The sequence below is a fragment of the Streptomyces sp. NPDC059861 genome, from assembly GCF_042731435.1.
Classification (GTDB): domain Bacteria; phylum Actinomycetota; class Actinomycetes; order Streptomycetales; family Streptomycetaceae; genus Streptomyces.
In genome coordinates this window covers 122447-129604 of the sequence record NZ_JBHWJQ010000021.1, presented here as the reverse complement: position 1 = coordinate 129604, position 7158 = coordinate 122447, and the positions used below count along the sequence as shown (strand labels likewise).

Genomic DNA, 7158 nt, shown 5'->3' with positions numbered 1-7158 from the left:
CTGGCCCCCGGGTGCGCTGGGGGGGCCCGGGGTTTTACCTCGTCCCCGGGTGGGGGGCGGGGCGGGCCCCCGGGCCGGGGCCCCCGCCGTCCGCACCAGGGACGCGAATTTCGGGAGGAATCGGCCGTGCACGTCCAGGAATGGCTGGAGACCGTACCCGCGGTCGCCATCTACGCGCTGGTGGGAGTGGTCATCGGCCTGGAGAGTCTGGGCATCCCGCTGCCGGGCGAGATCATCCTGGTCTCCTCGGCGCTGCTCGCCTCCCAGCACGGCGACATCGACCCGTTGGTCCTCGGCGCGTGCGCCAGTGCCGGCGCGATCATCGGTGACTCGATCGGCTACGCGATCGGCCGCAAGGGCGGCCGCCCGCTGCTCGCCTGGCTCGGCGGGAAGTTCCCGAAACACTTCAGCGAGGCGCACATCGCCACCGCGGAGCGCTCCTTCGAGAAGTGGGGAATGTGGGCCGTCTTCTTCGGCCGTTTCGTCGCCCTGCTCCGCATCTTCGCCGGCCCGCTCGCGGGCGTGCTGCGGATGCCGTACTGGAAGTTCCTGATCGCCAACGTCTTCGGCGGCATCCTGTGGGCGGGCGGCACCACCGCGGTCATCTACTACGTGGGCGTCGTCGCCGAGGCGTGGCTGAAGCGCTTCTCGTGGGTGGGACTGGTGCTGGCGGTCCTGATCGGCCTGACGTCCATGCTGATCATGAAGCGCAAGGCGAAGAAGGTGACGGAGTCGAAGCCGGTGGCCGAGCCGGAACCTGTCGGCGCCGGGGAGTAGACCCACCTCAGGGCGCGGGGAACTGCGCGACCGACCCCCTGCGCCCGCACACCGCCGACCACCGTCACCCGGCGTGCGCATCCCGGTGTGCCTTGCCAAGCTCCGCGTACATCGTCCCGTTCAGCGTCACGCCCTCCCGCTCCTCGGCACTCAGCTCCCGCCGTACCTTGGCCGGCACCCCCGCCACCATCGACCCCGGCGGCACCACCATCCCCTGCGGCACCAGCGCCTGGGCCGCGACGAGCGACCCGGCCCCGATCACGGCGCCGTTGAGCACGGTCGCCCCCATCCCGATCAGGCAGTCGTCCTCGACGGTCGCCCCGTGGACCACGGCGTTGTGCCCGATGGACACCCGCTCGCCGACCCTCACCGGGAAGCCGGGATCGGCGTGGAGCGTGCAGTTGTCCTGCACGTTGCTGCTCGCGCCCACCGAGATCCGCTCGACGTCCCCGCGCAGCACGGCTCCGTACCAGACACTCGCGCCGGCCCCCAGCGTCACGTCCCCGATCACCGCGGCCGTCGGTGCGACGAACGCCTCCTGATCGACCCTCGGCTCCTTGCCGCCGATGCCGGTGATCAGTGCCTGGTGCGTCATTCCCAGCTCCCTCGTCGTCGAGTACGAGGGAACGGTACGCCACGCCGTAGGGCGAAGATCACAGGCCCAGGCCCTCATGGGCGCACCCCGCGCTGAGTAACGTGAGCGGGTGCCCAAGCGCAAGAACACGTTCTCGTCCTGGCGCCGCCGCCAAGTGCAGCGGGCCGTCCACACGGGCTGGGCGTGGGTGCAGCGCACGGCGTCCGTCACCGCCGAACACCCCGGACGGTTCCGCTTCGGCGCGATGGGAACCGGTACCAGGCTCGCCTTCCCCCTCGGCACGGTCTTCGGCGAACCCTGGATCCACCTGGGCGCCCACTGCATCGTCGGCGAGCAGGTCACCCTGACGGCCGGTCTGATGCCCGACCTCGACCTCGGCCCGGAGCCGATCCTGCGCATCGGTGACGGTGTGGTCCTCGGCCGGGGCAGTCACGTCATCGCCGACACGACGGTCACCATCGGCAGCGACTGCTATTTCGGTCCGTACGTCTACGTCACCTCCACCAACCACTCCTACGACGACCCGCACCAGCCCATCGGCAAGCAGTGGCCCAGGATGGAGCCGGTGGAGGTCGGCCCCGGCTGCTGGATCGGCACCGGCGCGGTGATCCTGCCGGGCGCCCGGATCGGGCGGAACGTGGTCGTGGCCGCCGGCGCGGTGGTGCGAGGGGTGGTGCCCGACCATGCCGTGGTGGCGGGGGCGCCCGCCCGGGTCGTACGGCGCTGGACGCCCGTCGACGGCTGGCAGCCGCCGCTGCGGACACCGGCGCCGGTGCCGATACCGGCCGGTGTCACCCCCGACGAGTTGCGCGCGCTCGCGGACCTCGACGAGGAGACGGTGGAGCGGCTGGCGGAACTGGAGCCGGAGGCCTGACTCAGCCGGTCGCGAGCAGCAGGGTGCCGACCAGGGCCAGTCCGGCGCCCGCGGCTTGCACGGCGCGCAGCCGCTCGCTGAGGAAGCCGCGTGCGGCCAGTGCCGCCACCACCGGGTAGAGCGAGGCGAGGACGGCGGCGACGGTGACCGGGCCATGCTGGGCGGCGATCGCATACGTCCCGTTGGCCGCCACGTCCGCCAGGCCGACGAAGGCCAGCGCCGGGAGCGAACCCCACGGGAAGCCCTCGGCGTTCAGGGCGGGAGCGCCACGCCGCACCGAGACGTACAGGGCGGTGCCGCCCGCGACGACGTTGGTGACGCGCTGGACGAACAGGGCGAGGAACAGGCCGGTGAGCGTCGTCGACGCCTCCGCGATCAGGGCCATCACCGCGCCGAACCCGAACGCCGCGAGCAGGGTGAGCAGGACGGCCTGCCGCTGCACCGGCGCTCCCCTGAACTGCGGCCCGCCCGCGAGCACCACCCCGGCCACGGCGACCACGATTCCCGCCACCTGCAACAGGCCCGGGCGCTCGCCCAGCACCAGACCCACGCCCACCGGGACCGCGACGCCGAGCGATCCCAGCGGTGAGACCACGCCCATCGGGCCCAGGGCGAGCGCCTTGTAGAAGGAGAGCATCGCCACCGGGCCCACGAGGCCGGCGGCGACCGCGAACCAGAGCTGCGGTCCCACCTCGCTCCAGGCGCCGGTCGCGACGACGATCGCACCGAGGACGGCCACCGCGATCGACTGCGAGACGACGACCACGGTCAGTGCGGGCGTACGCCGGGTCAGCAGCCCGCCGCCGAAGTCGGCCAGCCCCCACAGGAGGCTGGTGGCCAGGGCGAAGAGTGCCGTCATCGAGTCGCCTCGCAGTACAGTTCAGTGAACGATTTGGTGCACCACAGCATAGTTCAATGGATTGAACCCTGTCATCTAGAATATTTGACTAAACTAGGTGACTCACCGGATGGACGGAATGTGTCGGACCTCGACCTGCTGACCCAGTCACTGGCCCGGAACGTCAAGCGCTGGCGCGCCGAGCGCGGCTTCACCCTCGACACCCTCGCCGCCCGTGCCGGGGTCAGCCGCGGCATGCTGATCCAGATCGAGCAGGCCCGCACCAACCCCAGCCTCGGCACGGTCGTCAAGATCGGCGACGCGCTGGGCATCAGCATCACCACCCTGCTCGACTACGAGCAGGGCCCCAAGGTCCGGATCGTCCCCGCCGACCAGGCCGTCCGGATGTGGCACACCGACGCGGGCAGCTACAACCGGCTGCTCGCCGGTACCGAGGCCCCCGGCCCGCTGGAGCTGTGGGACTGGCGGCTGATGCCGGGCGAGAGCAGTTCCTCCGACCCGCACCCCGCAGGCACGGTCGAACTCGTCCATGTCACCGCCGGCGAGCTGACCCTCACCGTCGACGGTGTCGACCACTTCGTCCCGGCGGGCGCCAGCGCCTCCTTCGACGCCGGGGTGCCGCACACGTACGGCAACACGGGCGGCGAACCGATGGAGATGGTGCTGGCCGTGTCGGTGCCGCCCGTGCACTGAGACGCGCCGTCACCGGTCGCGCGGCGGCTGTTAGCGTGCCGCCATGCGCGCACCCATCGGACGCTTCGACCAGGCGACGCCCGCCCCCGACTGCCTCGACGAGCTGATCGGCCCGGTCGCCGACGCCGTACGGCACTGGCGCGGCAGCGTCCCCGCCGAGCAGATCATCCACGTCGAGACCGACCCGCGATGGGCCGACACCGAGGTCTTCGTGGAGCACTACGGCCAGGAGTTGCTGGAGCAGTCCGCGAACTGCGTGGTCGCCGCGGGCAAACGGGGCGGCGAGACCACGCTGGCCGCCTGCGTCGTGCTCTCCACCACCCGCGTCGACGTCAACGGCGTCGTCCGCCGCCAACTCGGCGCCCGCAAGGCCTCCTTCGCCCCGATGGACACGGCGACCGGCGAGACCGGCATGGAGTACGGCGGCATCACCCCGATCGGGCTGCCCGCCGGCTGGCCGCTGCTGGTCGACTCGGCCGTGGTCGACCTGCCGTACGTCCTTGTCGGCAGCGGCCGGCGGCGCGGCAAGCTGCTGGTGCCGGGCAAGGCCTTCGCGGAACTGCCCGGCGCGGTGGTCCTGGAGAGGCTGGGGACCGCCTGACCCCGGGTGTCACGCCGTGGCGTGATGGGCCAGCGGCAGATGCGGGTCCGCCTCGCCGGGCGTGTGCGCCGGATCGGCGTGCACCAGGGCCGCGGTGAGGCGCGGTACGGCGTGCAGCAGGGCGTGTTCCGCCGCGACGGCGATCGCGTGAGCCTGCCGTACCGTCACCTCGCCGTCCACGACGACCGCCACCTCGGCCCGCAGCCGGTGCCCGATCCAGCGCAGCCGCAGCTCACCCACCGCCAGCACGCCCGGCACCGTCCGCAGCGCCTGCTCGGCCCGGTCCACCAGGGCCGGGTCGACGGCGTCCAGCACCCGCCGGAACACCTCCCGGGCCGCGTCCCGCAGCACCAGCGTGATCGCCGCGGTGATGGCCAGCCCCACGATCGGGTCGGCCGGCGACCAGCCGAGTGCCGCGCCGCCCGCGCTCAGCAGCACGGCCAGTGACGTGAATCCGTCCGTGCGCGCGTGCAGTCCGTCCGCGACCAGCGCCGCCGAGCCGATCGAGCGGCCGACGCGGATCCGGTAGCGGGCCACCCACTCGTTGCCCGCGAAACCGACCAGGGCCGCCACGGCGACCGCCGGGATGTGCTGCACCGGCCGCGGGTCGAGCAGCCGGTCGATCGCCGTCCACCCCGCGAACGCGGCCGACGCGGCGATCGTCAGCACGATCACGATGCCCGCCAGGTCCTCGGCGCGCCCGTAGCCGTAGGTGAAGCGCCGGTTCGCCGCGCGCCGGCCCAGCACGAAGGCGATCCCGAGCGGTACGGCCGTCAGCGCGTCCGCGGTGTTGTGCACCGTGTCGCCGAGCAGTGCCACCGACCCGGACACCACGACCACGGCGGCCTGCGCGAGCGCGGTCGCACCGAGCACCGCGAGCGAGACCCAGAGCGCGCGCATTCCGCGAGCCGAGGACTCCAGGGCGGAGTCGACCTTGTCGGCGGTGTCGTGGGAGTGCGGGGTGAGGAGGTGCCCCAGCCGATGCCGCAGGCCGGTGGGGGAGTGGTGCTCATGCTCGTGGTGGTGTCGGTCGCTCACGGGGATCCCCTTCCGGTGCGCGGCGGTGCCGGGCGCGCGGTGGCCTCGGTGGTGGACGTACCCGGATCGGGGAGTCATTATGTGCGTATGAGCGCACGCATGCACCTGTCATCTGCGCAGGATGCGCATCCGCGCACCCCCGGCGAAGAACAGTTCACGCTCGCCGCCGAACTGCTCGCCCTGCTCGGCGACCGCACCCGCCTCACACTGCTGCACGCGCTGAGCACGGGCGAGGCCGACGTCTCCACGCTCACCGAGGCCTGCGGCGCGGCCCGGCCCGCGGTCAGCCAGCATCTGGCGCGGCTACGGCTGGCGGGGCTGGTCACCACGCGCAAGCAGGGCCGCCGGGTGATCTACTCCCTGCGCGACGGCCATCTGCGCAGGGTCGTCGACGAGGCGCTGAACCTCGCCGACCACCGGCTCACCGGGCGGCCGGAACACGACTGACGACCGGCTGACGCGCCCGGCCGGCTCAGAGGCCGGGGTCCATGCCGAGGTACTGCTCCGCGAACGCGGAGGCGGCGAGGGGTGAGGTGACCAGGCGGCGCAGCCGGGCGAGGGTCGTGCCGGCTCGGTACGGGTCGCCCGAGGCGGTGCCGTGGTAGACGTCGGACAGCCACTGGGAGAACTCCTGGTAGTCCCAGACCCGGGCCAGGCAGCTGGCCGAGTAGCCGCGCAGCCCGCTCACGTCGCCCTTCGTCAGGTGGGCGACGAGGGCGTCGCCCAGCAGGAACGCGTCGTGCAGCGCGAGGTTCATGCCCTTCGCGGCGATCGGCGCCGTGAGGTGGGCCGCGTCACCGGCCAGGAACAGCCGCCCGTACGCCATCGGCTCGACCACGTAGTTGTGCATGTCGAGCACCCGCTTCTCGATCAGCCGGCCCTCGGTGAGCGGCGGGGCGTCCCGCGCGCCGAGCCGCTCCTGGAGCTCGGCCCAGACACGCTCGTGGGACCAGCTCTCCGGGTCGTCGCCCGGTGGGCACTGGAGGTAGTACCGGGTGACCTCGGGGCTGCGGGCCATGTGCCCGGCGAAACCGCGGTGATGGATGCCGAACACCACGCAGTCGGAGGACGGCGGGGCCTCGGCGAGCAGCGCCAGCCAGCCGATGCCGTAGTCGTGTCGCGAGACGTGGAACCGCTCCGGGGGCAGGGCGCCGCGCGTCACGCCGCGTGCCCCGTCGCAGCCGGCCACGAAGTCGCAGTGGATCACCTGGCGTTCGCCGGTCTCCGGGCAGAGGTACGACACCGCCGCCCGGTCGGTGTCCAGGTCGTGGAGCCGGACGTCCCGCACGCCGAAACGTATGTCGCCGCCGCGCACGTCGGCGTACTCCCGGACCAGGTCCGTCACCAGCAACGGCTGCGGGTAGATCCAGTGGTGCTGCCCCGTCAGTTCGGCGTACGACAACCGGTGGCGCCCGCCGGCGAAGCGGAACTCGCACTGGGTGTGCCGCTGCGCCCGCTCCAGCAGGTTCCCGGCCAGGCCCCGCCGTTCGAGGCCGCGCACGGCCCACTCCTCCAGAACCCCGGCCCGTGGCCGCTGTTCGATGAACTGCCTGCTCTCCACCTCCAGCACGACACAGTCGACGGACGCGGCCCGCAGGATGTTGCCGAGCGTCAGGCCGGCCGGACCGGCGCCCACGACGACGACCGGAGAGCGTCGCGGTGCGGGGGAGTTGGGGTGGGGGGAAGGTATGGCCACGCGTGCATTATGACGGTGGCCTGTC

General features: G+C 72.6%; 9 protein-coding genes. 5 read left to right on the top strand and 4 right to left on the bottom strand.

Annotated elements, in window-relative coordinates; translation table 11 throughout:
* Positions 1–126 precede the first annotated feature (126 nt).
* Entirely contained in the window at positions 127–777 is a 651-nt protein-coding gene (locus tag ACFV6X_RS20180; RefSeq protein WP_385385339.1) for a DedA family protein, read from the top strand.
* A 64-nt stretch (positions 778–841) separates the two neighbouring features.
* Here the strand turns inward: ACFV6X_RS20180 and ACFV6X_RS20175 are convergent, their stop codons facing one another.
* Positions 842–1372 carry a gamma carbonic anhydrase family protein gene (locus ACFV6X_RS20175; RefSeq protein WP_385385337.1) on the bottom strand — a complete coding sequence of 177 codons (531 nt, stop codon included), beginning with the start codon at positions 1370–1372 and terminating at the stop codon, positions 842–844.
* Positions 1373–1481: 109 nt separating this feature from the next.
* Between ACFV6X_RS20175 and ACFV6X_RS20170 the strand changes: the two genes are divergently transcribed.
* Complete coding sequence (locus tag ACFV6X_RS20170; protein WP_385385335.1) at positions 1482–2246, top strand: acyltransferase; 765 nt, start codon at positions 1482–1484, stop codon at positions 2244–2246.
* A 1-nt stretch (position 2247) separates the two neighbouring features.
* Here the strand turns inward: ACFV6X_RS20170 and ACFV6X_RS20165 are convergent, their stop codons facing one another.
* Positions 2248–3105: an EamA family transporter gene (locus tag ACFV6X_RS20165; protein ID WP_385385333.1), complete on the bottom strand. Its 858-nt coding sequence runs from the start codon at positions 3103–3105 to the stop codon at positions 2248–2250.
* Between the two features lie 120 nt (positions 3106–3225).
* On the opposite strand from ACFV6X_RS20165, the gene ACFV6X_RS20160 reads away from it, so the two are divergent.
* Together ACFV6X_RS20160 and ACFV6X_RS20155 are read left to right on the top strand one after the other, a co-directional pair.
* Positions 3226–3798, top strand: a complete 573-nt coding sequence (locus ACFV6X_RS20160; RefSeq protein ID WP_385385331.1) for a helix-turn-helix domain-containing protein — start codon at positions 3226–3228, stop codon at positions 3796–3798.
* Positions 3799–3841: 43 nt separating this feature from the next.
* Positions 3842–4399: a YbaK/EbsC family protein gene (locus ACFV6X_RS20155; protein ID WP_385385329.1), complete on the top strand. Its 558-nt coding sequence runs from the start codon at positions 3842–3844 to the stop codon at positions 4397–4399.
* A gap of 9 nt (positions 4400–4408) precedes the next feature.
* On the opposite strand, the gene ACFV6X_RS20150 is transcribed toward ACFV6X_RS20155, so the two are convergent.
* Positions 4409–5515, bottom strand: a complete 1107-nt coding sequence (locus ACFV6X_RS20150) for a cation diffusion facilitator family transporter (protein WP_385385327.1) — start codon at positions 5513–5515, stop codon at positions 4409–4411.
* Positions 5516–5524: 9 nt separating this feature from the next.
* On the opposite strand from ACFV6X_RS20150, the gene ACFV6X_RS20145 reads away from it, so the two are divergent.
* Positions 5525–5884, top strand: a complete 360-nt coding sequence (locus ACFV6X_RS20145) for an ArsR/SmtB family transcription factor (RefSeq protein ID WP_385385325.1) — start codon at positions 5525–5527, stop codon at positions 5882–5884.
* 25 nt (positions 5885–5909) lie between these two features.
* Here the strand turns inward: ACFV6X_RS20145 and ACFV6X_RS20140 are convergent, their stop codons facing one another.
* On the bottom strand, positions 5910–7133 hold the full coding sequence (locus ACFV6X_RS20140; RefSeq protein WP_385385324.1) for a 4-hydroxybenzoate 3-monooxygenase: 1224 nt from the start codon (positions 7131–7133) through the stop codon (positions 5910–5912).
* Between the last annotated feature and the right edge of the window lie 25 nt (positions 7134–7158).

What these genes read in the sequence shown, in the direction of transcription:
- ACFV6X_RS20175 (WP_385385337.1), bottom strand. Translation starts at nt 1,372, where the DNA reads ATGACGCACCAGGCACTGATCACCGGCATCGGCGGCAAGGAGCCGAGG.
- ACFV6X_RS20155 (WP_385385329.1), top strand. Translation starts at nt 3,842, where the DNA reads ATGCGCGCACCCATCGGACGCTTCGACCAGGCGACGCCCGCCCCCGAC.
- ACFV6X_RS20145 (WP_385385325.1), top strand. Translation starts at nt 5,525, where the DNA reads ATGAGCGCACGCATGCACCTGTCATCTGCGCAGGATGCGCATCCGCGC.
- ACFV6X_RS20150 (WP_385385327.1), bottom strand. Translation starts at nt 5,515, where the DNA reads ATGACTCCCCGATCCGGGTACGTCCACCACCGAGGCCACCGCGCGCCC.
- ACFV6X_RS20165 (WP_385385333.1), bottom strand. Translation starts at nt 3,105, where the DNA reads ATGACGGCACTCTTCGCCCTGGCCACCAGCCTCCTGTGGGGGCTGGCC.